This is a genomic window from Enterobacter cloacae complex sp. P27C, from assembly GCF_014895705.1.
GTDB classification, from domain to species: domain Bacteria; phylum Pseudomonadota; class Gammaproteobacteria; order Enterobacterales; family Enterobacteriaceae; genus Enterobacter; species Enterobacter bugandensis.
Genome location: NZ_JADBQB010000006.1, coordinates 287,924 through 310,825, shown reverse-complemented (window position 1 = coordinate 310,825; position 22,902 = coordinate 287,924). Strand labels below are relative to the sequence as shown.

General features: G+C 57.2%; 22 protein-coding genes, 3 tRNA genes and 1 pseudogene. 9 read left to right on the top strand and 17 right to left on the bottom strand.

Annotated features, from left to right (window positions below):
• Positions 1 to 43: 43 nt before the first annotated feature.
• From luxS to mltB, 16 genes and pseudogenes are all read right to left on the bottom strand, one after another.
• Positions 44 to 559 (bottom strand): S-ribosylhomocysteine lyase, encoded by a 516-nt coding sequence (luxS, locus tag IM291_RS14750; RefSeq protein ID WP_008499539.1) that lies wholly within the window; start codon positions 557 to 559, stop codon positions 44 to 46.
• Positions 560 to 712: 153 nt separating this feature from the next.
• Positions 713 to 2,257 (bottom strand): glutamate--cysteine ligase, encoded by a 1,545-nt coding sequence (gene gshA / locus IM291_RS14745; protein ID WP_041908520.1) that lies wholly within the window; start codon positions 2,255 to 2,257, stop codon positions 713 to 715.
• A gap of 83 nt (positions 2,258 to 2,340) precedes the next feature.
• The gene (locus IM291_RS14740; RefSeq protein WP_008499541.1) at positions 2,341 to 2,769 is read right to left on the bottom strand and encodes a YqaA family protein; all 429 of its coding nucleotides are present in this window, start codon (positions 2,767 to 2,769) and stop codon (positions 2,341 to 2,343) included.
• Positions 2,766 to 3,332: a fructose-1-phosphate/6-phosphogluconate phosphatase gene (gene yqaB, locus IM291_RS14735; RefSeq protein WP_028014186.1), complete on the bottom strand. Its 567-nt coding sequence runs from the start codon at positions 3,330 to 3,332 to the stop codon at positions 2,766 to 2,768. The genes IM291_RS14740 and yqaB overlap by 4 nt, the downstream gene beginning before the upstream one ends.
• A gap of 117 nt (positions 3,333 to 3,449) precedes the next feature.
• Positions 3,450 to 3,526 (bottom strand) — tRNA-Arg (locus IM291_RS14730).
• Positions 3,527 to 3,590: 64 nt separating this feature from the next.
• Positions 3,591 to 3,667 (bottom strand) — tRNA-Arg (locus IM291_RS14725).
• Between the two features lie 4 nt (positions 3,668 to 3,671).
• Positions 3,672 to 3,764, bottom strand: a tRNA-Ser gene (locus IM291_RS14720).
• A 342-nt stretch (positions 3,765 to 4,106) separates the two neighbouring features.
• Positions 4,107 to 4,292 carry a carbon storage regulator CsrA gene (gene csrA, locus IM291_RS14715; protein ID WP_000906486.1) on the bottom strand — a complete coding sequence of 62 codons (186 nt, stop codon included), beginning with the start codon at positions 4,290 to 4,292 and terminating at the stop codon, positions 4,107 to 4,109.
• Positions 4,293 to 4,533: 241 nt separating this feature from the next.
• The gene (gene alaS, locus IM291_RS14710; protein WP_192987162.1) at positions 4,534 to 7,161 is read right to left on the bottom strand and encodes an alanine--tRNA ligase; all 2,628 of its coding nucleotides are present in this window, start codon (positions 7,159 to 7,161) and stop codon (positions 4,534 to 4,536) included.
• Between the two features lie 131 nt (positions 7,162 to 7,292).
• A complete protein-coding gene (gene recX, locus IM291_RS14705) occupies positions 7,293 to 7,793 on the bottom strand; it encodes a recombination regulator RecX (RefSeq protein WP_061097291.1) in 501 nt (166 codons plus the stop codon).
• 68 nt (positions 7,794 to 7,861) lie between these two features.
• Positions 7,862 to 8,920 carry a recombinase RecA gene (recA, locus tag IM291_RS14700; protein ID WP_028014189.1) on the bottom strand — a complete coding sequence of 353 codons (1,059 nt, stop codon included), beginning with the start codon at positions 8,918 to 8,920 and terminating at the stop codon, positions 7,862 to 7,864.
• Positions 8,921 to 9,009: 89 nt separating this feature from the next.
• Complete coding sequence (pncC, locus tag IM291_RS14695) at positions 9,010 to 9,507, bottom strand: nicotinamide-nucleotide amidase (RefSeq protein ID WP_028014190.1); 498 nt, start codon at positions 9,505 to 9,507, stop codon at positions 9,010 to 9,012.
• Between the two features lie 129 nt (positions 9,508 to 9,636).
• A complete protein-coding gene (locus IM291_RS14690) occupies positions 9,637 to 10,515 on the bottom strand; it encodes a metal ABC transporter substrate-binding protein (RefSeq protein ID WP_028014191.1) in 879 nt (292 codons plus the stop codon).
• A gap of 14 nt (positions 10,516 to 10,529) precedes the next feature.
• On the bottom strand, positions 10,530 to 11,390 hold the full coding sequence (locus tag IM291_RS14685) for a metal ABC transporter permease (protein ID WP_045629919.1): 861 nt from the start codon (positions 11,388 to 11,390) through the stop codon (positions 10,530 to 10,532).
• Positions 11,387 to 12,039 (bottom strand): annotated as a pseudogene (locus IM291_RS14680) (metal ABC transporter ATP-binding protein). Before IM291_RS14680 ends, IM291_RS14685 begins: the two are co-directional and overlap by 4 nt.
• A 257-nt stretch (positions 12,040 to 12,296) precedes the next feature.
• Entirely contained in the window at positions 12,297 to 13,397 is a 1,101-nt protein-coding gene (mltB, locus tag IM291_RS14675; RefSeq protein ID WP_168733281.1) for a lytic murein transglycosylase B, read from the bottom strand.
• 253 nt (positions 13,398 to 13,650) lie between these two features.
• Here mltB and srlA point away from each other — a divergent pair, with 253 nt between their 5' ends.
• The 7 genes from srlA (at position 13,651) to gutQ (ending at position 18,561) form a co-directional block, all read left to right on the top strand.
• The gene (srlA, locus tag IM291_RS14670; RefSeq protein ID WP_003862164.1) at positions 13,651 to 14,214 is read left to right on the top strand and encodes a PTS glucitol/sorbitol transporter subunit IIC; all 564 of its coding nucleotides are present in this window, start codon (positions 13,651 to 13,653) and stop codon (positions 14,212 to 14,214) included.
• Complete coding sequence (locus IM291_RS14665; RefSeq protein ID WP_192971695.1) at positions 14,211 to 15,170, top strand: PTS glucitol/sorbitol transporter subunit IIB; 960 nt, start codon at positions 14,211 to 14,213, stop codon at positions 15,168 to 15,170. Before srlA ends, IM291_RS14665 begins: the two co-directional genes overlap by 4 nt.
• A gap of 12 nt (positions 15,171 to 15,182) precedes the next feature.
• Complete coding sequence (srlB, locus tag IM291_RS14660) at positions 15,183 to 15,545, top strand: PTS glucitol/sorbitol transporter subunit IIA (protein WP_041908503.1); 363 nt, start codon at positions 15,183 to 15,185, stop codon at positions 15,543 to 15,545.
• Positions 15,546 to 15,559: 14 nt separating this feature from the next.
• A complete protein-coding gene (gene srlD, locus IM291_RS14655; RefSeq protein WP_023294411.1) occupies positions 15,560 to 16,339 on the top strand; it encodes a sorbitol-6-phosphate dehydrogenase in 780 nt (259 codons plus the stop codon).
• A gap of 67 nt (positions 16,340 to 16,406) precedes the next feature.
• Positions 16,407 to 16,766, top strand: a complete 360-nt coding sequence (gene gutM, locus IM291_RS14650; RefSeq protein WP_028014197.1) for a transcriptional regulator GutM — start codon at positions 16,407 to 16,409, stop codon at positions 16,764 to 16,766.
• Positions 16,767 to 16,829: 63 nt separating this feature from the next.
• Positions 16,830 to 17,603 carry a DNA-binding transcriptional repressor gene (locus tag IM291_RS14645; RefSeq protein WP_010434430.1) on the top strand — a complete coding sequence of 258 codons (774 nt, stop codon included), beginning with the start codon at positions 16,830 to 16,832 and terminating at the stop codon, positions 17,601 to 17,603.
• Positions 17,596 to 18,561 (top strand): arabinose-5-phosphate isomerase GutQ, encoded by a 966-nt coding sequence (gene gutQ, locus IM291_RS14640; RefSeq protein WP_192971694.1) that lies wholly within the window; start codon positions 17,596 to 17,598, stop codon positions 18,559 to 18,561. Before IM291_RS14645 ends, gutQ begins: the two co-directional genes overlap by 8 nt.
• Here the strand turns inward: gutQ and norR are convergent.
• Complete coding sequence (gene norR, locus IM291_RS14635; protein WP_048960108.1) at positions 18,558 to 20,072, bottom strand: nitric oxide reductase transcriptional regulator NorR; 1,515 nt, start codon at positions 20,070 to 20,072, stop codon at positions 18,558 to 18,560. The genes gutQ and norR overlap by 4 nt on opposite strands.
• A 187-nt stretch (positions 20,073 to 20,259) precedes the next feature.
• Between norR and norV the strand changes: the two genes are divergently transcribed.
• Together norV and norW are read left to right on the top strand one after the other, a co-directional pair.
• On the top strand, positions 20,260 to 21,702 hold the full coding sequence (norV, locus tag IM291_RS14630; RefSeq protein ID WP_192987160.1) for an anaerobic nitric oxide reductase flavorubredoxin: 1,443 nt from the start codon (positions 20,260 to 20,262) through the stop codon (positions 21,700 to 21,702).
• Complete coding sequence (gene norW / locus IM291_RS14625) at positions 21,699 to 22,832, top strand: NADH:flavorubredoxin reductase NorW (protein ID WP_192987159.1); 1,134 nt, start codon at positions 21,699 to 21,701, stop codon at positions 22,830 to 22,832. Before norV ends, norW begins: the two co-directional genes overlap by 4 nt.
• Positions 22,833 to 22,902: the final 70 nt, after the last annotated feature.

The following is a 22,902-nucleotide window of genomic DNA, read 5'->3' as shown; positions in this document are numbered from 1 at the left end:
GGCCCGGCCAGCGAAGCGCCACCGGGCATCCACAGGCACAATACTAGATGTGCAGCTCCTGCAGTTTTTCTTTTGGCAGGGCCAGCTCTTCATTGCTGTTTACGCGAACGTCACGCTCGATGATGTGACGGGCAATTTCCTGGGCTTCTTCCAGAGAGTGCATCTGGTAAGTGCCGCACTGGTAAACGTTCAGCTCAGGGATCTGGTTCTGCTCTTTCACTTTCAGCACGTCTTCCATCGCCGCTTTCCACGCATCGGCGACGCGTTTCTCTTCAGGCTGACCAATCAGGCTCATGTAGAAGCCGGTACGGCAGCCCATCGGAGAGATGTCGATGATCTCAACGCCGTTGCCGTTCAGGTGGTCACGCATGAAACCGGCGAACAGGTGTTCCAGGGTGTGAATGCCTTTCTCCGGCATCACTTCTTTATTCGGCACGCAGAAGCGCAGATCGAAGACGGTGATCGTGTCGCCGTGCGGGGTGTGCATGGTCTTCGCCACGCGGACTGCAGGTGCTTCCATACGGGTATGGTCGACAGTAAAGCTATCTAATAACGGCATACGTCACCTCCGATAGTGATTTTTTTTAAAATAAACTGAACTCTTCTACAGAATGCACGTCTGAGTATATGAAAGACGCGCATTTGTTATCATCATCCCTGAATTCAGAGATGTATATTTTGGCCACAGCGATGTGGCCTTTTTCTTTTCTGCTTAAGCCTGCTTCGCCAGAAACGCCTCAAACGACTCCGTATCCGCCGCTTCAACCTCTTTCTGACGCACCAGTGACGCGTCGCGCTCCGCGACAAAATCCGCTTCGCTCAGGATCTCTAACGGCTCCTGCATCAGCATCTCACGGTACTCCGCTGAGAGTGAACGCCCCGTGCCGCCAATCCCCTGCTCGATCATGGTGCGCAAAATGCGCGCAGAGAACGTCAGTTCCGGGTTATCAAAGCATTCCACCAGCTGGTCGCAAATCTGTTGATACGCGTCGCCGCCGTCGATGCTGTCCAGGGTGCGGGCAACACGCTTCAGGTCACGGAACAGATCCTTACCTACCTTAGCCAGCGGGAACTGCGCTGTTTCGCAGCCAATACCCAGCGTCAGACCCGGTTTACGGCCTTCCAGAATCACGCGGTTCCAGTTCGTGCGCGTACAAAGCAGTTCGTCTGAACTCATTTCCGGCGCATCCGCCAGCGCGCACCAGACCATAAACAGATCCAGGAAGCGAACCTGCTGCTCGTCAACGCCAATCGGTGAGAACGGGTTGATATCCAGCGAGCGCACTTCAATGTATTCAATGCCGCCGCGCTGCAGCGCATCCGACGGCGTTTCACCGCTGCGCGTCACGCGCTTCGGACGAATTGGCGCATACAGTTCGTTTTCAATCTGCAATACGTTGCTGTTGATTTGCAGGCGCTTTCCGTCTTTTTCGAGGCCGATTTTCGCGTACTCTTCCGACGGAGTTTTAATCGCCCGCTTCAATCCTGCCACATATTCGTGCAATTCGTTAAACGTAATACCGAGATTGCTTTGCGATTTATTGGTATAGCCCAGATCGCTCATGCGCAGAGAAGTCGCGTACGGGAGATAGTACATTCCGCACTCGGTTTTTTCGAACGGCAGCGTGGTCGGTTTCCCCTGCAGGAACGATGAACAAATGGCAGGCGACGCGCCAAACAGATACGGAATCACCCAGCCAAAACGGTAATAGTTGCGGATCAGACGGAAATAACCGGCGGAGATCGCTTCTTTATCCGTTTCTCCCCCCTTCGCCTGCCAGAACGCCATCGGCAAAGAGAAATTGTAGTGCACGCCAGAGATCGTCTGCATCAGCGCGCCGTAGCGATTTTTAAGACCTTCGCGATAGAGCGTTTTCAACCGACCAATGTTTGACGTGCCGTACTGCGCCAGCTCAATCTCCTGGCCCTGCTCAATATAGCACGGCATGCTGAGCGGCCACATACGCTCATCGCCGAGATTGCGCGCGGTGTAGCGATGGATGTCGCGCAGGATCGTCAGCATATGATCAATATCGCCGTCCACCGGCGTAATGAACTCCAGCAGCGCTTCAGCGAAATCGGTTGTGATCCATTTATGTGTCAGCGCCGAGCCTAACGCCTTCGGGTGACCCGTCGTCGCTAAGCTACCGTCCGCGTTAACGCGCAGCGTTTCACGCTCAAGACCACGCTGAATACCCTTCAGAGCCTGAGGGTGGTTTTCCAGCCAGGCCAGCGCCTGAGATACGTCCGGGATCAAATTGACCTCCCGCCTGTCAAAGTAATGTTACTCAGCATAATTGTAATGGTTGACGATTGAAGGTCGCGTATTCATTCCACCAATTAGTGCCACCACGTCATACCCTGTAGTGTTGCCCACGCCACGAGAACATAGCGCAACGCCTTGCCAAGGCACAAAAAAAAGAGCACCGGTCCCCAGGAGATGCGCATCCATCCCGCCAGCAGACACAGTAAATCGCCTATTACAGGCATCCAGCTTAATAACAGCGTGGCAGCGCCATAGCGTTTTAGCCAGCCGACTGCCTTTTCCTGCCAGCGCGATTTTTCGCGCAGCGGAAAGAAACGCCCAAGAATAACGTTAGTCAGCCCTCCAAGGCTATTACCCATTGTTGCTATTAATACAAGCAGCCAGGGCTGACTCACGCCGGACAACAGCATCGCCACCAGTACCACTTCCGAATTTCCCGGTAACAGCGTGGCGCTTAGAAAACTGCTGGCGAATAATGAGGCAAGTGACAGCGCGTCACTCACAGTAAGCGCACATCCACCGCCGCCATTCCGGCATCACGCGCGGCCTGAATACCGAAGTCGGCATCTTCAAACACGACGCATTTTGCCGCCGGTACGCCCATTAATTCTGCGCAAAGCAGGAAGGTGTCCGGCGCGGGCTTGTGATTTTTAACATGATCGGCGGCCACCACGGCAGAAAAATAGTGGCGCAGGCCAAGATGGTTGAGCAACGCTTCTGCTATCGCGCTCTCGCTGCCCGTCCCGACAGACATCGGGCGACGCCCGTGCCACTCTTTTACCACATCAATCAGTGGCAGAGGGCGTACGGTATCTAAAAGCATGGCTTTTACCGCATCGGTTTTTTCACGCGCGAGAAGGTGTGGGTCGAGATCGGCCTGATTCAGTTCAATCACGGCCTGCGCAATACGCCAGGTTGGGGATCCGTTGAGGGCAATCATCGCCTGAAGGTCGAAACGCATGCCGTAGCGGCCAAGGACCTCGGTCCAGGCTTGACGATGCGTGGGTTCAGTATCCAGGATGGTGCCATCCATGTCGAAGATCAAACCGTCATACTGTGCGTACATCGTGCTCTCGCTAAACGATTAACAAAGCATTACTTTATCGTAAAAGGGGGTTTTTGTCGCTGACAGAGAGTGTGATTGCTGACGGAACGTCGAAGGAATAGACAAAAGAAGAGAAGATGGTGCATCCGGGAGGATTCGAACCTCCGACCGCTCGGTTCGTAGCCGAGTACTCTATCCAGCTGAGCTACGGATGCATCGGGATTTACTACTGTACTGCTCGATATTCATATCACTTCGAAAGCAATATGAAGTAATAGATGGTGCATCCGGGAGGATTCGAACCTCCGACCGCTCGGTTCGTAGCCGAGTACTCTATCCAGCTGAGCTACGGATGCAAAATGGCGGTGAGGCGGGGATTCGAACCCCGGATGCAGCTTTTGACCGCATACTCCCTTAGCAGGGGAGCGCCTTCAGCCTCTCGGCCACCTCACCACACAACGCCTCTTTCGAGTGCTTCGAGTGACTCGTTAAGAGCTTCTCGTCGCTGCGTGGCGCATATATTACTTTCTGGGACTTATAAGTCAAACAATTTTCCAAAAGCTTTTATCGTTTGCACAAATCACACGCAATTCGCATGTAAAAGCCGCAAAGAGGGTGTTTTATAAGCGGATTTTGCAGGCAATGCCACAGAAAACATCTGCCGAAATGGCGGTATTGAGACGAGTTAAGGGTAACGGAGTGGTTAAAAAGAGAGCGATTGAAATTAAACGGTAACTTTGAGCAGGAAAAATAGCGGGAGGGTTGCGTCTCGCCCGACAGCGAGACGCGACAATATCAGTAACTGGACTGCTGGGATTTTTCAGCCTGGATACGCTGGTAGATCTCTTCACGGTGGACAGATACTTCTTTAGGAGCGTTAACACCAATACGTACCTGGTTACCCTTTACCCCTAAAACTGTCACGGTGACCTCATCCCCAATCATGAGGGTCTCACCAACTCGACGAGTCAGAATCAGCATTCTTTGCTCCTTGAAAGATTAAAAGAGTCGGGTCTCTTGTATCCCGGCATTATCCATCATATAACGCCAAAAAGTAAGCGATGACAAACACGTAAAGTGTAAGCAGTCACGGCATCACATTCTGTTAAACGTAAGTTTAGCCGATATACACAAACTCAACCTGACTTTATCGTTATCGATAGCACAGTGAACAAGACGCCATAACGTTGCCGCTATGGCGTCTGCTTGTGCTTTGTAGTTATTACAGTCTCGCGCTTACCCAGCTTTCAACGCTGGCTAATGCCGCAGGAAGTGCCGCCGCATCCGTACCACCGGCTTGCGCCATGTCCGGACGACCGCCACCCTTGCCGCCCACCTGCTGAGCGACCATACCAATCAGTTCCCCTGCTTTAACGCGGTCGGTCACATCCTTAGAGACGCCCGCAATCAGAGAAACCTTACCTTCTGCCACCGTCGCCAGCACGATAACGGTAGAACCAAGCTGGTTCTTGAGATCGTCGACCATAGTACGCAGCATCTTAGGCTCAACGCCCGCCAGATCGCTGACCAGCAGTTTGACGCCCTTAATGTCTACCGCTTTACTGGAGAGGTTTGCACTCTCCTGCGCCGCAGCCTGTTCTTTCAGCTGCTGGAGTTCTTTTTCCAGCTGACGCGTGCGATCCAGCGCAACGCGCACTTTCTCGCCCAGATTCTGGCTATCGCCTTTCAGCAGCTGCGCGATGTCGTGCAGCTGATCGCTCTGCGCATGCAGACTGGCGATTGCGCCTTCACCGGTCACCGCTTCAATACGACGCACACCTGCAGCCGTACCGGATTCGGAAACAATGCGGAACAGGCCGATGTCACCGGTGCGCGAGGCGTGAGTACCGCCGCACAGTTCGGTAGAGAAGTCGCCCATGCTCAGCACGCGAACGCGCTCGTCATATTTCTCGCCAAACAGCGCCATCGCACCTTTTTTCTTCGCGTCCTCAAGATCCATGATGTGGGTCTCAATTGGCAGGTTACGACGGATCTGCGCGTTCACCAGGTCTTCCACCGCGCGAATTTCAGACGGCTTCATCGCTTCAAAATGCGAGAAGTCGAAGCGCAGCACTTTATCGTTTACCAGAGAACCTTTCTGTGCAACGTGGGTACCCAGCACGTCGCGCAGGGCTGCGTGCATCAGGTGGGTTGCAGAGTGGTTCAGACGAATGCGCGCACGGCGTGCTTCATCAACGTTAGCCTGTACGCCCTCGCCCACTTTCAGAGAACCGGATACCAGTTTGCCCTGGTGACCGATCGCCTGACCGTATTTCTGGGTGTCGCTGACGCTGAAGCTAAAACCGTTGCCTTTCAGTTCGCCTTTATCGCCAACCTGACCGCCGGATTCCGCATAGAACGGCGTTTTGTCCAGAATGACGACGGCTTCCTGACCCGCGCTGATGCTGTCTACGGCTTTACCGTCAACAAACAGGGCGGTCACTTTGCCGGTCAGTTCCAGCGCTTCATAACCTTTGAATTCAGACGCGCTATCAACGCGGATCATCGCGTTGTAGTCTGCACCGAAACCGCTGGACTCACGCGCACGACGACGCTGCTCTTCCATCGCGGCTTCAAAGCCTGCTTCATCAACTTTGATGTTGCGCTCGCGGCAAACGTCCGCCGTCAGGTCAACCGGGAAGCCGTAGGTGTCGTACAGGCGGAAAGCGGTTTCGCCATCCAGCGTGTCGCCCTTAAGCTTCGCCAGTTCTTCGTCCAGCAGCGCCAGACCGCGCTCCAGCGTACGAGCGAACTGCTCTTCTTCGGTTTTCAGAACCTGCTCAACCTGCGCCTGCTGGCGTTTCAGCTCGTCGCCGGCTGACCCCATCACGCCAATCAGTGGCCCAACGAGTTTATAGAAGAAGGTGTCCTTCGCGCCCAGCATGTTGCCGTGACGGATCGCACGGCGAATGATGCGACGCAGCACGTAGCCACGGTTTTCATTCGACGGAATAACGCCGTCGGCAATCAGGAACGCACAGGAACGAATATGGTCTGCGATAACGCGCAGCGATTTGTTGTTCAGATCGGTCGCGCCGGTAACGTTCGCAACGGCTTTGATCAGAGTGCTGAACAGGTCAATCTCGTAGTTGGAGTTAACATGCTGCAGAACCGCGGCGATACGCTCCAGGCCCATACCGGTATCAACGGATGGCTTCGGCAGCGGCTCCATGGTGCCGTCAGCCTGGCGGTTGAACTGCATGAAGACGATGTTCCAGATCTCAATATAGCGATCGCCGTCTTCTTCCGGGCTGCCTGGAGGGCCGCCCCAGATATGGTCGCCGTGATCGTAGAAGATCTCGGTGCACGGACCGCAAGGACCGGTGTCGCCCATCTGCCAGAAGTTATCAGACGCATATGGCGCGCCTTTGTTATCACCGATGCGAATAATACGCTCGCGCGGGATACCCACTTCTTTTTCCCAGATTTCGAACGCTTCGTCATCGGTTTCGTAGACGGTCACCCACAGACGCTCTTTCGGCAGGTTGAACCAGTTTTCACCGGTCAGCAGCTCCCATGCGTATTGAATGGCATCATGTTTGAAGTAGTCGCCGAAGCTGAAGTTACCCAGCATTTCGAAGAAGGTGTGGTGGCGCGCGGTGTAACCGACGTTTTCCAGGTCGTTGTGTTTACCGCCCGCACGCACGCAACGCTGTGAGGTTGTGGCGCGGGAATAATTACGCTTGTCGAGACCAAGGAACACATCCTTGAACTGGTTCATCCCGGCGTTGGTAAACAGCAGAGTCGGATCGTTGTTCGGTACCAGGGAGCTGCTGGCAACAACCTGGTGTCCCTTACTATGGAAAAAATCGAGAAACGCCTGACGGATCTCAGCGGTGCTCTTGCTCATAATTATCCTGAAATCAAGCTAACGAAATGTCGTAGCCAGCCTTTATCGGTAAACCGTTGGACGGACCAGCTACTGGAAAAAGTGGGAATAAGATAAGTTTTCTTTAGTGGGAAGTAAAATCCCGCATGCGTTCAATCGGCAAAATTACGCCAGATATCCTGAATATCTTCCATCAGAAAGCCGCGGTAGAGCAAAAAGCGCTGGATTTTGACTTTTTCTGAAAATTCACGCGGCAACGGTTCGCCGTACTTACGAATCGCCTGCTCTTTTGCCAGTTCGCACCAGTCGATGTCGCTTTCGCGCATCGCTTTTTCGATGGACTCCCTGGCTACCCCTTTCTGGTTCAGCTCCTGGCGGATGCGCGCGGGCCCATACCCTTTGCGACCACGGCTGGCGAGAAAACGCGAGGCAAACCGGTCATCGTCCAGGTAATGATGCTCATAGCACCAGGCCACCACGCGGTCGTAGTCTTCCGCAGTGGCATCAATCTCCTCCGGCCCGTTTTTGCTCATGACGGGCGCTGACAGCTTCCGCCGCAGCTCCTGTTCACTGTGGTCGCGCACGGCGAGAATGCGTACCGCACGATCCAGCAAGCGCGCGTAGGCGGGTCGGCGTGATGTCGGTTCACTCATAAAAAACCTGCAGAATCAGAAATGCAAAAAGGGCCGCGTCAGCAGCCCTTCATTTTTACACGAGAGACTTAAAAGTCTTCGTTGGTTTCTTCAGCATCCGCGGCATCCACCACGAAATCAGGTTTGGAGTCCTGGTTGTTCAGAAGAAGCTCACGCACCTTCTTCTCAATCTCTTTCGCCGCAGCCGGGTTCTCTTTCAGCCAGGAGATAGCATTCGCTTTACCCTGACCAATCTTGTCACCGTTGTAGCTGTACCAGGCGCCCGCTTTTTCAATCAGCTTCTCTTTCACGCCCAGGTCAACCAGCTCGCCGAGGAAGTTGATACCTTCGCCGTAGAGGATCTGGAATTCAGCCTGTTTGAACGGTGCTGCGATTTTGTTCTTCACAACCTTCACGCGGGTTTCGCTACCCACCACGTTCTCGCCCTCTTTCACCGCGCCGATACGGCGGATATCCAGACGGACAGAGGCGTAGAATTTCAGGGCGTTACCACCGGTGGTGGTTTCCGGGTTACCGAACATCACACCAATTTTCATACGGATCTGGTTGATGAAGATCAGCAACGTATTGGACTGCTTCAGGTTACCGGCCAGCTTACGCATCGCCTGGCTCATCATACGTGCCGCGAGGCCCATGTGAGAGTCACCGATTTCACCTTCGATTTCCGCTTTTGGCGTCAGCGCCGCAACGGAGTCGACGATGATCACGTCAACCGCACCGGAGCGTGCCAGCGCGTCACAAATTTCCAGCGCCTGCTCGCCGGTGTCCGGCTGGGAACACAGCAGGTTGTCGATATCAACGCCCAGCTTACGGGCATAGACCGGGTCCAGCGCGTGCTCGGCATCGATAAACGCACAGGTTTTACCTTCGCGCTGCGCCGCTGCAACAACCTGCAGGGTCAGCGTCGTTTTACCTGAGGATTCCGGACCGTAGATTTCTACGATACGCCCCATCGGCAAACCGCCCGCGCCCAGTGCGATATCCAGAGAAAGCGAACCGGTGGAGATAGTTTCCACATCCATGGAACGGTCTTCACCCAGGCGCATGATGGAGCCTTTACCGAATTGCTTTTCGATCTGGCCCAGTGCTGCCGCCAACGCTTTCTGTTTGTTTTCGTCGATAGCCATTATTACTCCTGTCATGCCGGGAGAAGCAACTGCGCTTCACCATGGACTTCTGTTCTGTTGGTGCAATTATACTGTATAGTCATACAGTATCAAGTATTTTGTAGAAATTGTTGCCAGAGCGTTTTTAACGCATAAACGGTAGCCTGACGACGCACGCTTTCGCGATCGCCGCTGAAGCACTCCCGGCGGGTGATCCCTTCCCCTTTGGACGTGGCAAACCCGAACCAGACGGTGCCGACAGGCTTCACGTCGCTGCCGCCGTCCGGCCCAGCGATGCCGCTGATGGAAATGGCGTAATCTGCCCGCGCCTCTTTCAGCGCGCCAATGGCCATTTCAATGACAACCGGTTCGCTGACCGCGCCATGCTGTTCCAGCGTGGCTTCGCGCACGCCAATCATCTGCGCCTTAGCTTCGTTACTGTAGGTCACAAAGCCACGTTCAAACCAGGCGGAACTGCCGGCGATATCGGTAATCGCTTTCGCCACCCAGCCGCCGGTACAGGATTCCGCGGTGGTAATAGTCGCGCCACGCTGCTTCAGGGCAAGGCCAACGATCTCGCTTAGCTGCATCAATTCATGGTCAGTCATTCTTGCTCCAGGCTTGAGAAAAACGTGCAGCACAAGATAGCACTTTCTCGTCAGATATGGGGATGCGCTTCAGGTTTTACGAGGGGGCTTCAGAAAAAAGCCGGTGCGGGCGCACCGGCTGTAGAAATATTATTTCATGCTGTTCGCAAGCGTATCGACATTATGGCGAAACGCCTTAACGTAGGTGTCTGCTGCTCCACCTTTTGCCGACAAGGCTTCCGGGTAAAGTTCGCCGCCCGGCTGTGCGCCCGTCGCCGACGCAATCTGCTTCACCAGACGCGGGTCGAGCTGGTTTTCCATAAACCACGTTTTCACGCCGTCGGCTTTAATCTGCTTGATAATCTCCGCCACCTGCGACGCGCTGGCCTCGCTCTCTGAAGAGAGTCCTTGAGGTGCCATGAAGGTTACGCCGTAAGCGCGGCCAAAATAACCAAACGCGTCATGGCTGGTCAGCACTTTGCGCTTTTCCTGCGGGATCTGGCTAAAGCGCGTTTTGGCCCAGCTGTCCAGTTGCGTCAGTTGCGCAATGTATGGTTTTCCTGAAGCCTCCAGCGCCGCTTTGTCTTCCGGATCGGCTTTCACCAGCCCGTTCAGAATATTTTGCGCATACAGCGCACCGTTCGCCGCGCTGTTCCAGGCGTGCGGATCGGTCACGGTCTTTCCATCTTCCTCAAGCGTGTGGGTTTTCACCCCGTTTGAGGCAACGACCAGCTGGCCTTTGAACCCGGAGGCTTTCACCAGGCGGTCGAGCCAGCCTTCCAGCCCTAAACCGTTGACCACGACCACGTCAGCCTTGCTCAGCGCCGCGCTGTCCTTAGGCGACGGTTCGAAGGTATGGGGATCGCCGTCCGGCCCCACCAGCGTCGTCACATTTACACGATCGCCCCCCACCTCCTGCGCGATATCCCCCAGTATCGAAAAGCTGGTGACCACATTCAGCGTTTTCGCCATCACGCTATGCGACATCATCCCCAGCGCTAGCGCCATGATTAATCCTGTACTTTTCATCGTTTCCCCTTGCGTTAAAAAAGCGCCCGCAGGCTGCCAGCCAGCCTGCTGCGCGTGCCAAATAAAACGGAAATAAAAAACAGCGCGCTGGCGGTCAGCACAATAGATGGCCCCGCGGGTAAACTTGCCGCCCAGGAGAGGCTTAGCCCCAACCACGCGCAGAAAATACCGCTGATACCAGCCATCAGGAGTAATCCGGGTAAGGTGCGGACCCAACAGCGCGCCGCCACCGCCGGGAGCATCATCAGCCCGACGGCCATCAGCGTGCCGAGCACCTGAAAACCGGCCACCAGGTTCAGGACCAGCAGCGCCAGAAACAGACCGTGCAATAAGCCTGGTAGCCAGCGGGCATTCACCTGCAGCCAGGCGGTGTCAAACGCCTCCGTCACCAGCCCGCGGTAAAAAAGGGCCAGCATGATAAGGGTGAAGATGCACACGCCGGTCACAAACAGCGCGGCGTCGTTGTCCACCGCGAGGATTGAGCCAAACAGCAGATGCAGCAGATCGACATTCGAGCCGCGTAGAGATACCAGCGTGACGCCCAGCGCCAGTGACCCCAGGTAAAAACCGGCAAAGCTGGCATCCTCTTTCAGCGGCGTGCGGCGGCTGACCAGCCCGGCCACCAGCGCAACGGCAATCCCGGCGATAAACCCGCCAACGGTCATAGCCAACAGCGACATCCCGCTGAGCAAATACCCCACGGCGACGCCGGGCAAAATGGCGTGAGAAAGCGCATCGCCCATCAGGCTCATCCGGCGCAGCTGAAGAAACACGCCGAGCGCGGTGGTGCTGACGGAGAGCGCCAGGCAAACCACCAACGCGCGGCGCATAAAGCCGAATTCGATAAACGGCTGGAAGAATGTGTGCCAGATCATGCCACCCTCACCCGTTCGGTTTTCCACTGGGGGCGTCAGTATCCAGCCGCAGCGTCTGCGGGAAGTGGCGCGCCACGCGCTCGCTGTCGTGCAGTACCGCGAGCAGCGTTTGCCCCTGCATATACATCTCCAGCATCAGGTCCATCAGCACGTTGCAGGTCGCTTCATCAACGCCGGTGAAGGGCTCGTCGAGCATCACCAGCGGCGCCTGCTGTACTAACACGCGGGCAAAAAGCATGCGCTGAAACTGGCCGCCGGAGAGTTCATCAATGGTGGAGAGCGCCATCGACTCCAGCCCCACGCGCTCAAGTGCACCACTAATGCGCAGACGCGCTTCGCGACGAAAACCGGCGAAAAGCGAAATTCCGGGCCAGCAGCCCATGCTCACCACGTCCTGGACGGTCAGCGGAAATTGCGCTTCCAGCGCGTGACGCTGCGCCAGCCATCCGATTACCGGTCGTCTACCCTGCCAGTGAAATCTGCCGCTGACGGGCGGAATAAATCCGGCGAGGGTTTTCAGCAGCGTGGATTTGCCGCAGCCGTTGGCGCCGATAATCGCGGTCATGCTGCCGCGTTCAATCAAGCCCGAAAGCGGACGCGTGACGGGCTGGCGGTCGTAGCCCGCAACCAGTGCGTTCATCACGATCATGGCAGCGCCACCGCCCAGCGCACGGCCAGCCCGAGAAAAAGAATGAGCACCATCGCCAGCAGCAGCCGAACCGGGGATGAGAGAGAAAACAGGGACATGGATATTTCAACTCAAAAATAATGTTATAACATAACAATAATGAAAGACAATGAAGATGTAAACGGCGGGAATGAAATGGGAGTGTGGCGAAATGTTTCTGCGGGAAAGAGGTGCGCGCGGGCGCCCTCTCCCACAGGGAGAGGGCGGAATAAGGCGAGTTACTGACTAAACGGCGACGCCGCCGGGACGCGGGCCTGCGATACCGCCAGCCCCAGTTGCCACACCGCCATCGCATAGTGGGTGCTATGGTTGTAGCGGGTGATGGTGTAGAAGTTCGGCATGCCGTACCAGTACTGGTAGCCAGTTCCCACGTCCAGACGCAGCAGGCTCACCTGGTCAACATTGCCCAGCGGCTGGGTTGGCGTTAAGCCTGCCGCCGTCAGCTGTGCAACGCTGTATTTGGTTTTAAAGCCGTTTTCCAGACCAAACGCTTCGCCGTTCGCCTGCACGGCAACCTGGCCGCCCGGCGTCCAGCCGTGCGCTTTGAAGTAGTTCGCCACGCTGCCGATGGCATCCACCGGATCCCACAGGTTAATGTGACCATCCCCGTTAAAGTCGACGGCATACTGCTTATAGGAGGACGGCATAAACTGGCCGTAGCCCATCGCGCCGGCAAATGACCCTTTCAGATCGAGCGGATCGTCCTGCTCGTTGCGCGCCATCAGCAGGAAGGTTTCCAGCTCGGAAGAGAAATACTCCGCGCGGCGCGGGTAGTTAAAGGAGAGCGTCGCCAGTGCGTCGAGGATGCGGGTTTTGCCCATCACGCGCCCCCAGCGAGTCTCTACGCCGATAATCCCGACGATGATTTCCGGCGGCACGCCGTAAACCTGCCACGCGCGGTTGAGCGCATCTTCATACTGGTTCCAGAACGCCACGCCGTTTTGCACGTTGTCCGGGGTAATAAACTGTTTGCGGTAGCGCAGCCACGCGCCGTTCGGCCCGCTCGGCACCTGGGCGGATGGTGCCTGCCTGTCCATCAGGCGCAGAACGTAGTCCAGACGCTTCGCCTGAGACAAAATTTCATGCAGCTGCTGGCGGTCGAAACCGTGTTTGCTCACCATTTTATCAATGAACTGCTCGGCCGCCGGGTTATTCGCGAAGTCGCCTCCCATCTGCATCATATTGTGCTGCGGCTCCAGCAGGAATCCCCCGGAAGGCGCGCCCGCCGTTTGCTGAACGGCTTCGGTCTTAGGTTTGCTGCTACAGGCAGACAGCAGGATAAGCGCAGGCAACAGCGCTGCATAACGACGCTTGAACATGAGACATCCATTTAACGGGTTCGATAAGAACCCAGTATGGTAAAGCATCCGCAACACCTCAAGGAAGCGGTACGCGCCTCCACAACGCAAATCCGCGCTTTTTTCCACCGAAAATCATTCACCTCATCAATTAACTTTCAAAATAATACATTTTTCTTTCATTGTGAGATCTAACTAACACTTTAAAACCTTTCAAAGTGATTATTATTAGCCGCAGTTATACAAAAACAAAAAAGCCCCACAGGAGAGAAGAATGATAGAGACCATCACCCACGGCGCCGAGTGGTTCATCGGGCTGTTTCAGAAAGGCGGAGAAGTGTTCACCGGCATGGTGACCGGGATCCTGCCCCTGCTGATCAGTCTGCTGGTGATCATGAACGCGCTGATCAACTTTATCGGCCAGCAGCGCATCGAACGCTTTGCCCAGCGCTGCGCCGGTAACCCGCTGTCCCGCTACCTGATATTGCCATTCATCGGCACCTTTGTTTTCTGTAACCCGATGACCTTAAGCCTCGGCCGCTTTATGCCGGAAAAGTACAAGCCGAGCTACTACGCCGCCGCCTCCTACAGCTGCCACTCGATGAACGGCCTGTTCCCGCACATCAACCCCGGAGAGCTGTTTGTCTACCTCGGGATCGCCAGCGGCCTGACCACGCTTGGCCTGCCGCTCGGCCCGCTGGCGGTGAGCTACCTGCTGGTGGGCCTGGTGACCAACTTCTTCCGCGGCTGGGTGACTGACCTCACCACCGCTATTTTCGAGAAAAAAATGGGCATCCAGCTTGAACAGAAGGTCCATCTTTCAGGAGCGACAGCATGAACCGGATCCGCATTGAGAAAGGCACGGGCGGCTGGGGCGGCCCGCTGGAGTTCGACGCCACCGAAGGCAAAAAGATCGTCTACATCACCGCGGGCACGCGCCCGGCGATTGTTGACAAGCTGCGCGAGCTGACCGGATGGGAAGCGGTTGACGGCTTTAAAGAGGGCGAGCCGCCGGAAGCGGACATCGGCGTGGCGGTGATTGACTGCGGCGGCACGCTGCGCTGCGGCATCTATCCGAAGCGCCGCATTCCGACGGTGAATATTCACTCCACCGGGAAATCCGGTCCGCTGGCGCAGTACATCCTTGAGGACATTTATGTCTCGGGCGTGAAGGAGGACAACATCACTCTGATGAATGGCACTGCCGCGCCGCAAAAAGCAGCCCCGCGCGAGTACGACACCAGCAAGAAGATCACCGAGCAGAGCGACGGCCTGCTGGCGAAGGTCGGGATGGGGATGGGCTCCGCCGTGGCGGTGCTGTTCCAGTCCGGGCGCGACACTATCGACACGGTGCTGAAAACGATTCTGCCGTTTATGGCGTTCGTCTCGGCGCTGATCGGCATCATCATGGCGTCCGGCCTGGGCGACTGGATTGCCCACGGCCTCGCCCCGCTCGCCAGCCACCCGCTCGGGCTGGTGACGCTGGCGCTGATCTGCTCCTTCCCGCTGCTGTCGCCGTTCCTCGGTCCGGGCGCGGTGATTGCCCAGGTCATCGGCGTACTGATAGGGGTGCAGATTGGTCTGGGCAACATTCCCCCGCACCTCGCCCTGCCCGCCCTGTTTGCCATTAACGCCCAGGCGGCGTGCGACTTCATCCCCGTGGGGCTGTCGCTGGCCGAAGCGCGCCAGGACACCGTGCGCGTGGGCGTGCCGTCCGTGCTGGTGAGCCGCTTCCTGACGGGCGCGCCGACGGTGCTGATTGCCTGGTTTGTCTCCGGCTTTATCTATCAATAAGAGGTTCCTGCAATGAACGTCATTTACCAGACCACCATTACCCGCATCGGCCAGAGCGCAGCAGACGCGCTGAGCGACCAGATGCTGATCACCTTCCGCGAAGGCGCTCCGGCGGATATCGAAGAGTTTTGCTTTATCCACTGCCACGGCGAACTGAACGGCGAGCTGAAGGCCGGAAGCCAGCTGGAGCTGGGCGAGGCGCGCTATGCCGTCACCGCCGTCGGCGACGTGGCGGAGCAAAACCTGCGCGAGCTCGGCCACATCACCCTGCGCTTCGACGGCCAGCCGCAGGCGGAATACCCCGGTACGGTTCACGTGGATGGCCCGGTTCCGCAGTCTGTCACCCCAGGCTGCACGTTAAAATTTGTTGCGTAATTAAGGAGAGTCACATGAGTCAGGTTGCCGTTGTCATTGGTGGGGGACAAACCTTAGGCGAGTTCCTCTGCCGTGGGCTTGCCGCAGAGGGCTACCGCGTGGCGGTAGTGGACATTCAGAGTGAAAAAGCCGCCCGCGTGGCGGACACCATTAACACCGAGTTTGGCGAAGGGATGGCATACGGGTTTGGTGCCGACGCCACCAGCGAGCAGAGCGTGATGGCGCTGGCCCGCGGCGTGGACGAGATTTTTGGGCGCACCGATCTGCTGGTCTACAGCGCGGGAATTGCGAAAGCGGCGTTTATCAGCGATTTCGAGCTGGGGGATTTTGACCGTTCGCTGCAGGTGAATCTGGTGGGCTATTTCCTTTGCGCCCGCGAGTTTTCCCGCCTGATGATCCGCGACGGCATTCAGGGACGCATCATTCAGATCAACTCAAAATCCGGGAAAGTGGGCAGCAAGCACAACTCCGGGTACAGCGCGGCGAAGTTTGGCGGCGTGGGGCTGACGCAGTCCCTGGCGTTGGATCTGGCCGAATACGGGATTACCGTGCACTCGCTGATGCTGGGCAACCTGCTGAAATCGCCGATGTTCCAGTCCCTGCTGCCGCAGTACGCCACCAAGCTCGGCATCAAGGCTGAGGAAGTGGAGCAGTACTACATCGATAAAGTGCCGCTGAAGCGCGGGTGTGACTATCAGGACGTGCTGAACATGCTGCTGTTTTACGCCAGTCCGAAAGCGTCGTACTGCACCGGGCAGTCGATTAACGTGACCGGTGGGCAGGTGATGTTCTGATCGAGCGGCCTGATGCCCTCACCCTAACCCTCTCCCACCGGGAGAGGGAACAAAACAAGGAGTCGATATGGTAACCGCACTCATCACCGTCGCCGCCCTCGCCTGGCTGTGCCAGATGGCGTTTGGCGGCTGGCAGATCCACCAGTTTAACCGCGCGTTTGATGCGCTGTGTCAGAAGGGCCGCGTCGGCGTCGGGCGTTCCGGCGGACGCTTTAAACCGCGCGTGGTCGTCGCCGTAGCACTGGACGAGCACGACCGGGTGTGCGATTCCCTCCTCATGCGTGGCATGACGGTATTTGCCCGTCCGGCCAAAATCCAGGCAATCAACGGCCTCTTGTTACAGGAATTGCAGCCTGATGTGATCTTTCCCCATGATCCACTCTGTCAGAATGCACTATCATTAGCGCTCAATCTGAAACATGGATAATTTCGTTGTGAAAGTTATAGACTTGCGAAATTATCATTTCGCAACCTAAGGAACGAAGCGCCTATGAAACCACGTCAGCGGCAGGCGGCCATTCTCGAGCATCTACAAAAGCAGGGAAAATGCTCGGTAGAGGATCTGGCCCACTACTTTGACACCACCGGCACGACAATACGCAAGGACCTGGTATTGCTCGAAAACTCTGGCGCCGTTATTCGCACCTATGGCGGCGTGGTGCTCAACAAGGACGAAGCGGACCCGCCAATCGATCACAAAACGCTGATCAATACCCACCAGAAAGCGCTGATTGCCGAAGCCGCCGTCAAATTTATCCAGGACGGCGATTCCATCATCCTCGACGCAGGCAGTACCGTCCTGCAGATGATCCCCCTGCTCAGCCGCTTTAACAACATCACGGTGATGACCAACAGCCTGCACATCGTCAACGCGCTGTCCGAGTTCGACAGCGAGCAGACCATCCTGATGCCCGGCGGCACCTTCCGCAAAAAATCGGCGTCCTTTCACGGCCAGCTGGCGGAGAACGCTTTCGACCACTTCAGCTTCGATAAACTGTTTATGGGCACGGACGGCATCGACCTTAACGCAGGCGTCACAACGTTTAACGAGGTGTTCAGCGTCAGCAAAGCCATGTGCAACGCCGCGCGGGAAGTGATTTTAATGGCCGACTCGTCGAAGTTTGGCCGCAAAAGCCCCAATATTGTCTGTAGCCTCGAAAGCGTTGATAAGCTGATTACCGACGCGGGTATCGATCCGGCGTTCAAAAAAGCGCTGGAAGAGAAAGGGATCGACGTGATCGTAACCGGAGAAAGAGATGAGTGATTTTCTGTTAGAAACGGGCCGCCAGACGCTGATGCTGGAGCTGCAGGAAGCCAGCCGCCTGCCGGAACGTCTGGGCGAGGATTTTGTCCGCGCCGCCAATACCATTATCCACTGCGAAGGCAAAGTGATTGTGGCGGGCATCGGTAAATCCGGCCATATCGGCAAGAAGATTGCCGCGACGCTCGCCAGCACCGGTACCCCGGCGTTCTTCGTGCATCCGGCAGAGGCGCTGCACGGCGATCTCGGGATGATCGAAAGCCGCGACGTGATGCTGTTTATCTCTTACTCCGGTTCGGCCAAAGAGCTGGATCTGATTATTCCGCGCCTGCAGGAAAAATCGGTCGCCCTGCTGGCGATGACCGGGAAACCCCGCTCGCCGCTGGCGCTGGCCGCCAAAGCGACGCTGGATATTTCCGTTGAGCGTGAAGCCTGCCCGATGCACCTCGCCCCGACCTCCAGCACCGTTAACACCCTGATGATGGGCGACGCGCTGGCGATGGCGGTAATGCAGGCGCGCGGATTCAATGAGGAAGATTTTGCCCGTTCGCATCCGGCAGGTGCGCTCGGCGCGCGACTGCTCAACAAGGTTCACCATCTGATGCGCACTGACGATGCCATTCCGCAGGTCAAACTCGATACCAGCGTGATGGACGCGATGCTGGAGCTGAGCCGCACCGGTCTGGGGCTGGTGGCGGTATGCGATGACGGCGGAAACGTGAAGGGCGTCTTCACCGACGGCGACCTGCGCCGCTGGCTGGTGGCCGGCGGCAGGCTGGAAACAAACGTGTCTGACGCCATGACCAAAGGCGGGCTGACGCTCAACGCCGACAGCCGCGCCATTGAAGCCAAAGAGGTGCTGATGAAGCGCAAAATCACCGCCGCACCGGTGGTGGACGAGCACGGCAGGCTGTGCGGCGCTATCAACCTGCAGGACTTCTACCAGGCCGGGATTATTTAACCCTTCAGCCCAAGACGCTTCGCCAGCCGGTGCAGGTTGGCGACGTCCATCTCCAGCGCCCGCGCGCACGCCGCCCAGCTGCGGTTATTCTGCTCCAGCGCGCGGGTAATCATCTGACGCTGAAACTCTTCCGTCGCTTCGCGCAGGTTTTCGATTGCGCTCTCAGGCACAGCAGGCTTCACGGTCGGAGCATTTTCCTCATGCAGCGCAAAATGGCGCGCATGAATCACCACTTCATCCCCCGAGCGCGTCGCCCTCGCCAGCACCACCGCGCGGTGAATCGCATGCTCCAGCTCGCGCACGTTGCCCGGCCAACCGTAGCTGAGCAGATGCGCTCTCGCCCCCGGGCTAAGCACCACGCGGGACAGCCCCATTTTGAGACGGCACTGTTCGCAGAAATAACCCGCCAGCAGCACCACGTCGTCTCCGCGCTCACGCAGCGGCGGCACGGACAGCGGGAACACGCTCAGCCGATGGAACAGGTCGGCTCGGAACTGCCCGGCCAGCACCGCTTCGCGCAGATCCCGGTTGGTCGCAGCAAGGACCCGCACGTCCACCCGCAGGCTGCGGTCATCCCCCACGCGCTGGATGTCGCCGTACTGCAATACGCGCAGCAGCTTGGCCTGAAGTGAAAGGGAAAGCTCGCCAATCTCATCAAGAAACAGCGTGCCGTTATCGGCCATTTCAAACTTGCCGCTGCGGTTGCTGATGGCCCCGGTAAACGCCCCTTTGACGTGACCGAACAGCTCGCTCTCCGCCACGCTTTCCGGCAGCGCGGCGCAGTTGAGGTACACCAGCGGGTTGACCGCGCGCGGCGAAGCTTCGTGGATGGACTTCGCCACCAGCTCCTTACCGGTACCGGTCTCTCCGAAGATCAGCACGTTCAGATCGGACGCGGCAACAATCTCAATCTCTTTTTTGAGCTGCGCCATGCCGGGCGAAAGGCCGATCATCTCCGTATGCGCCACCTGCTCAAACGCCGCCGGGCTACCGGGAAGAATATTCTGGCTCTCCAGCTGCTCTATCAGCAGTGCATTGTTCAGCGCCCCGGCGGCCAGCGCGGCAATCAGCCGTAGCTCTTCGTCGCTGAAGGTGTCGAACTGATCCGGCGACATCCCGTCGAGGGTTAATGCGCCAATCAAATTCTGCCCGGCGAACAGCGGCAGGCCAATACAGGCGTGCACCTTCAGGCTCTCCTGCCCCGGAATCAGGCCGTCGTACGGATCGGGCAGATCGCTGTCTGCCGGGAAACGCACCACGTCGCCCGCGCGGGCAATGGTTTCCAGACGCGGGTGGCCCTCCAGCGTAAAGCGCCGCCCGAGTACGTCCTTCGCCAGGCCGTCGATAGCCAGCGGAATAAACTGCCGCCCTTCGTAACGCAGCAGCGCCGACGCATCGCAATCCAGCACGTGGCGCAGCGTGGAGATCAGGCGCTGAAAGCGGTCCTGATGGCCGATACCGGTTTGCAGCTCAATGGCGATCTTCGCCAGGACGTCTACGGAAAAGCTCATGTCTGCCTCACTGTCATTTTGACAATACATAATGTCATATTGACTCTTTTTAGGATAGTCATAATGACTACTCATTACGGGGCATTAAATCACAACCCATTGAATATCAATAGTTTAAAAAGTTGGCATGCAACTTGATATAAGCAAACCATCTTCTTTAAAAACGCTGTATTAAGTTGAGGTTGCTATGTCTATTCTGGTTAAAAATAACATTCATTGGGTGGGTCAACGTGACTGGGAAGTGCGCGATTTCCACGGGACGGAATACAAAACGCTGCGCGGCAGCAGCTACAACAGCTATCTCATCCGCGAAGGTAAAAACGTCCTGATCGATACCGTCGATCACAAATTCAGCCGTGAGTTCGTGCAGAACCTGCGCGGTGAAATCGACCTGAATGACATCGACTACATCATCATCAACCATGCGGAAGAGGACCACGCCGGGGCGCTGACCGAGCTGATGTCCCACATTCCGGATACCCCAATCTACTGCACCACCAACGCCATTGATTCAATTAACGGCCACCACCATCATCCGGAGTGGAACTTCCACACCGTAAAAACCGGCGACACGCTGGATATCGGCAACGGCAAGCAGCTGATCTTCGTCGAAACCCCGATGCTGCACTGGCCGGACAGCATGATGACCTACATGACCGGCGACGCGGTGCTGTTCAGCAACGACGCCTTCGGCCAGCACTACTGCGACGAACGCCTGTTCAATGACGAAGTGGATCAGACCGAGCTGTTCGAACAGTGTCAGCGCTACTACGCCAATATCCTGACTCCGTTCAGCCGCCTGGTGACGCCTAAAATTACCGAGATCCTCGGCTTCAACCTGCCGGTGGACATGATTGCGACCTCCCACGGCGTGGTGTGGCGTGAAAACCCCACCCAGATCGTCGAGCTGTACCTGAAGTGGGCCGCGGATTACCAGGAAGACCGCATCACTATCTTCTACGACACCATGTCCAACAACACCCGCATGATGGCGGACGCGATTGCCCAGGGGATCAATGAAGTTGACCCGAACGTGGCGGTGAAAATCTTCAACGTGGCGCGCAGCGATAAGAACGAGGTATTGACCAACGTCTTCCGCTCCAAAGGCGTGCTGGTGGGTACCTCCACCATGAATAACGTGATGATGCCGAAGATTGCCGGCCTGGTGGAAGAGATGACCGGCCTGCGCTTTCGTAACAAACGCGCCAGCGCCTTTGGCTCTCACGGCTGGAGCGGCGGCGCGGTAGACCGTCTTTCCACCCGTTTACAGGATGCGGGTTTTGAGATGTCCATTAGCCTGAAGGCGAAATGGCGTCCGGATATCGACGCGCTGGAAATCTGCCGCCAGCATGGCCGCGACATCGCCCGTCAGTGGGCGCTCGCCCCGCTTCCTGAAGTCACCGCAAAACCGGCGGAACAGCCACAAACCTGTTCGACGGAAGCCAGCGCCGATCTCGGTCCGCGCATGCAGTGCAGCGTCTGCCAGTGGATCTACGATCCTGAGCTTGGTGAACCGCTGCAGGATGTAGCCCCGGGCACGCCGTGGAGCGAGGTGCCGGACAACTTCCTCTGCCCGGAATGCTCCCTCGGCAAAGACGTCTTTGATGAACTGGCAACGGAGGCAAAATGAGCAACGGCATCGTTATCATCGGCTCGGGCTTTGCTGCCCGCCAGCTGGTGAAAAATATCCGCAAACAGGATGCAAACGTGCCGTTGACGCTGATCGCCGCCGACAGCATGGACGAGTACAACAAGCCTGATTTAAGCCACGTCATTAGCCAGAATCAGCGCGCCGATGACCTCACCCGCCAGACGGCGGGGGAGTTCGCGGAGCAGTTCAACCTGCGTCTGTTTCCGTACACCTGGGTCACCGATATCGATGCTGACGCCCACGTGGTAAAAGCGAAAGCGAAAACCTGGCAGTACGACAGGCTGGTGCTGGCGACCGGGGCATCTGCGTTTGTGCCGCCGGTTGAAGGCCGCGAGCTGATGATTACCCTCAACAGCCAGCAGGAGTATCAGGCCAGCGAAACCCGGCTACGCGATGCCGCCAGAGTGATGATTGTCGGCGGCGGGCTGATCGGCACCGAGCTGGCGATGGACTTCTGTCGGGCGGGAAAATCCGTGACCCTGGTTGACCACGCGGCGAGCATTCTGTCGGCGCTGATGCCCGCAGAAGTAAGCAGTCGCTTACAGCATCGTCTGACCGATATGGGCGTGCATCTGATGTTGAAATCGCAGCTACAAAGCCTGAGCAAAACCGAAGGCGGTATCCGTGCCACGCTCGACCGAAGCCGCAGCGTAGAAGTGGATGCGGTGGTTGCAGCGACGGGTCTGCGCCCGGAAACCGCGCTGGCGCATCGCGCAGGGGCTGAAATAAACCGCGGCGTGAAGGTAAATAGCTACCTGCAAACCACGCGGCCGGATATTTATGCCCTGGGCGACTGCGCGGAAATTAACGGCCAGGTGCTGCCCTTCCTGCAGCCGATTCAGTTAAGCGCCATGTATCTGGCAAAAAACCTGCTCGGCGGCAGCGCGCCGCTGAAATTACCCGCCATGCTGGTAAAGGTCAAAACGCCGGAATTGCCGCTGCATCTTGCAGGTGAAACGCAGCGTCGGGATCTGGACTGGCAGATTGCCCTTTCGCCGCAGGGCATGGTGGCGCGCGGCACCGATGCAGACGGTCAGATACGCGCCTTTGTCGTCAGCGAAGACAGGATGAAGGAGGCTTTCGCGCTGCTGAAATCGCTGCCTGCTTAACCCTCGTATCGCCGGGTGGCGCTCCGCTTACCCGGCCTATATGCAGACCTGCGCAAGCGTAGCGCCGCCG

Coding starts and splice junctions, on each gene's coding strand:
- recX (WP_061097291.1), bottom strand. CDS start 7,793: ATGAGTGAACCGACATCACGCCGACCCGCCTACGCGCGCTTGCTGGAT.
- srlB (WP_041908503.1), top strand. CDS start 15,183: ATGAACGTCATTTACCAGACCACCATTACCCGCATCGGCCAGAGCGCA.
- IM291_RS14690 (WP_028014191.1), bottom strand. CDS start 10,515: ATGAAAAGTACAGGATTAATCATGGCGCTAGCGCTGGGGATGATGTCG.
- luxS (WP_008499539.1), bottom strand. CDS start 559: ATGCCGTTATTAGATAGCTTTACTGTCGACCATACCCGTATGGAAGCA.
- alaS (WP_192987162.1), bottom strand. CDS start 7,161: ATGAGCAAGAGCACCGCTGAGATCCGTCAGGCGTTTCTCGATTTTTTC.
- IM291_RS14685 (WP_045629919.1), bottom strand. CDS start 11,390: ATGATCTGGCACACATTCTTCCAGCCGTTTATCGAATTCGGCTTTATG.
- yqaB (WP_028014186.1), bottom strand. CDS start 3,332: ATGTACGCACAGTATGACGGTTTGATCTTCGACATGGATGGCACCATC.
- norR (WP_048960108.1), bottom strand. CDS start 20,072: ATGAGCTTTTCCGTAGACGTCCTGGCGAAGATCGCCATTGAGCTGCAA.
- gutQ (WP_192971694.1), top strand. CDS start 17,596: ATGAGTGATTTTCTGTTAGAAACGGGCCGCCAGACGCTGATGCTGGAG.
- IM291_RS14665 (WP_192971695.1), top strand. CDS start 14,211: ATGAACCGGATCCGCATTGAGAAAGGCACGGGCGGCTGGGGCGGCCCG.
- gutM (WP_028014197.1), top strand. CDS start 16,407: ATGGTAACCGCACTCATCACCGTCGCCGCCCTCGCCTGGCTGTGCCAG.
- norV (WP_192987160.1), top strand. CDS start 20,260: ATGTCTATTCTGGTTAAAAATAACATTCATTGGGTGGGTCAACGTGAC.
- recA (WP_028014189.1), bottom strand. CDS start 8,920: ATGGCTATCGACGAAAACAAACAGAAAGCGTTGGCGGCAGCACTGGGC.
- IM291_RS14645 (WP_010434430.1), top strand. CDS start 16,830: ATGAAACCACGTCAGCGGCAGGCGGCCATTCTCGAGCATCTACAAAAG.
- srlA (WP_003862164.1), top strand. CDS start 13,651: ATGATAGAGACCATCACCCACGGCGCCGAGTGGTTCATCGGGCTGTTT.
- pncC (WP_028014190.1), bottom strand. CDS start 9,507: ATGACTGACCATGAATTGATGCAGCTAAGCGAGATCGTTGGCCTTGCC.
- norW (WP_192987159.1), top strand. CDS start 21,699: ATGAGCAACGGCATCGTTATCATCGGCTCGGGCTTTGCTGCCCGCCAG.
- srlD (WP_023294411.1), top strand. CDS start 15,560: ATGAGTCAGGTTGCCGTTGTCATTGGTGGGGGACAAACCTTAGGCGAG.
- mltB (WP_168733281.1), bottom strand. CDS start 13,397: ATGTTCAAGCGTCGTTATGCAGCGCTGTTGCCTGCGCTTATCCTGCTG.
- csrA (WP_000906486.1), bottom strand. CDS start 4,292: ATGCTGATTCTGACTCGTCGAGTTGGTGAGACCCTCATGATTGGGGAT.